General features: G+C 31.4%; 2 protein-coding genes. One reads left to right on the top strand and one right to left on the bottom strand.

Going from position 1 to position 2040, the window contains the following annotated elements; genetic code table 11:
- Positions 1 to 23: 23 nt before the first annotated feature.
- Positions 24 to 1166, bottom strand: a complete 1143-nt coding sequence (locus tag ACFFLE_RS11085; protein ID WP_380572245.1) for a DNA cytosine methyltransferase — start codon at positions 1164 to 1166, stop codon at positions 24 to 26.
- A gap of 41 nt (positions 1167 to 1207) precedes the next feature.
- On the opposite strand from ACFFLE_RS11085, the gene ACFFLE_RS11080 reads away from it, so the two are divergent.
- The coding region (locus ACFFLE_RS11080; protein ID WP_380572227.1) for a hypothetical protein at positions 1208 to 2040 on the top strand (833 nt) is incomplete at its 3' end.

Below are 2040 nucleotides of genomic sequence, written 5' to 3'. Positions count from 1 at the left end.
GACTTTCAACCTGGGTTGTTGTCCTATCCATTTAATTTTTGTTTATTAAATTCAATCAAACCAAGTTTATCTAAAGTGTGAAATACAGCTCTAGCTATATGCCATGCCATTACAGGTGGAACAGCATTACCTATTGCTTTATATGACGAAGACGCACTTGCTACAAAATTAAATGAGTCTGGGAATGACTGTAAACGTGCACATTCTCTTACACTTAATCTTCTCCATCCAGTAACATCTTCTTCTTCTTTACTATATCTATAATGAGCTTCTATATTACCATGATGCTCCGCCCTGATAGTAGGAGCTGGTCTATCTGGAAAAATTCTATTATTACCTTGCATTTTTTTACCTGGATAAAACTTAGCTTTAGAATAATCACGGAACGTATGGTTGGGTATGACAGTCGCATCTATATTTTCCCATAAATCATCAATACCATCTTTAGCAGTAAGCCATTTATTACCGGTTTCATTGCCGAATTGATCATTTGTAGGCATAGGATAAAATTGATCTTCAACACTGCCTAAGTCTTTTCGAATACCCATTATAATAACTCTTTTACGAATTTGAGGTACGCCAAAATTTGCTGAGTTTAATATACGGTATTGAACATCATAGCCACTTTCATCAAAATCCTCTAATATGGTATCTAACGCTGATTGATCAACATTCGCACCAACATTATTTTTTTTGGAGTTTCTTATACCATCTACATTTTCAGCAATAAAAATTTTGGGCTTATAATGTTTTAGTACTCTAATCATTTGCATGTATAACTGACCTCGTGGATCACTCAACCCGCTACGCTTTCCAGAGTAGCTAAAGGTCTGACAAGGAAACCCTCCCAATACAACATCAACATCTATATTAGGCAAGTGCTCATTCAAATCTAAATCGGTAATGCTTGTCGTTTCAACTTTATGTTTGAAATTGTATTCATAAATATCTGCAGCTTGTTTAAAAATATCATTAGCGAATACAATGTTATAAGGATTCCCATCATAATATTCATCTAAAAATTTAAAGTCTCCAATGAAGCCCAAATCCATGCCCCCTGCACCAGAGAATAAACTTACTATGTTTAACGGCTTAATATCATTAGGAATTTGTAAAGTTTTAGTATTTATTGTACTTATATCTTTCTCGTAGTATGTGTTAGTCATTTATCTCATCCTTATCTATAAATTTAAAAAGAGGTGTAGTTATGGAATATTCAATACATGATTTATTATCCGAAATAAAAGATAAAATAGAAAATACCCTTGCTGAAGAAAAGTATTTAGTTTCCAAAGGAAATTATAATGGTTTTGAAGTACTGTTTAATGATGTGATTAAAGAATGGGATATTGATGGCGTCGAATTCAGAGAAAATTATGGACATCATTTTCCTGACATAGACATTCTTATAAACAATATTAAATATGGATTAGAATTAAAAAGTAGAACAGATGGTTCTTGGATCAACAATGGGGGATCAGTATTTGAAAGTATAAGTTCTCAAGATTATCAAGATATTTATTTATTATTCGGCACAATTAATAAAAAGAAGAATGAGCCATATTATAAAGTTAAATACGCTCCATATTGGACTGTGACAGAAGATATAAAAGTCACTCATAAACCAAGATACTTTATTAATATGGACACTCAAAACAGTATATTTAATTCTAAATCTGAGTATGACATTATCAGAGAAATGAGTGAACTAGAAAAAAATTCATACGTCCAAAAAATACTAAGAGAGAATTCCAATAAAGCACAGTGGTACATATCTGAACCTGAAAATGTTCTCCCTACATTGATAAAAGATTTAGATAAAGGTAAAAAGGATGAATTGATCTCTGAATTATTAATCTTATATCCTCAAGATATCTTAAAATCCAAGAGTGATTATAAAAGGGTTACGGAATATTTAATATCGACTTATTTTTATTATAGCCCTTCAATAAGAGATCTTTTTTCGGCTGGTGGTAAGTATGTACATAATAATGTTTCATTTCCAAAAGTGATAGAGCAATTTCGATATCATAATAATAC

It is taken from the genome of Salinicoccus siamensis (assembly GCF_042429615.1).
Lineage (GTDB): Bacteria > Bacillota > Bacilli > Staphylococcales > Salinicoccaceae > Salinicoccus > Salinicoccus siamensis.
This window is presented reverse-complemented; position numbering and strand designations above follow the sequence as displayed.

Bases quoted from the DNA above. Each gene is read 5' to 3' on its own strand.
- ACFFLE_RS11085 (WP_380572245.1), bottom strand. From the start codon at position 1,166: ATGACTAACACATACTACGAGAAAGATATAAGTACAATAAATACTAAA.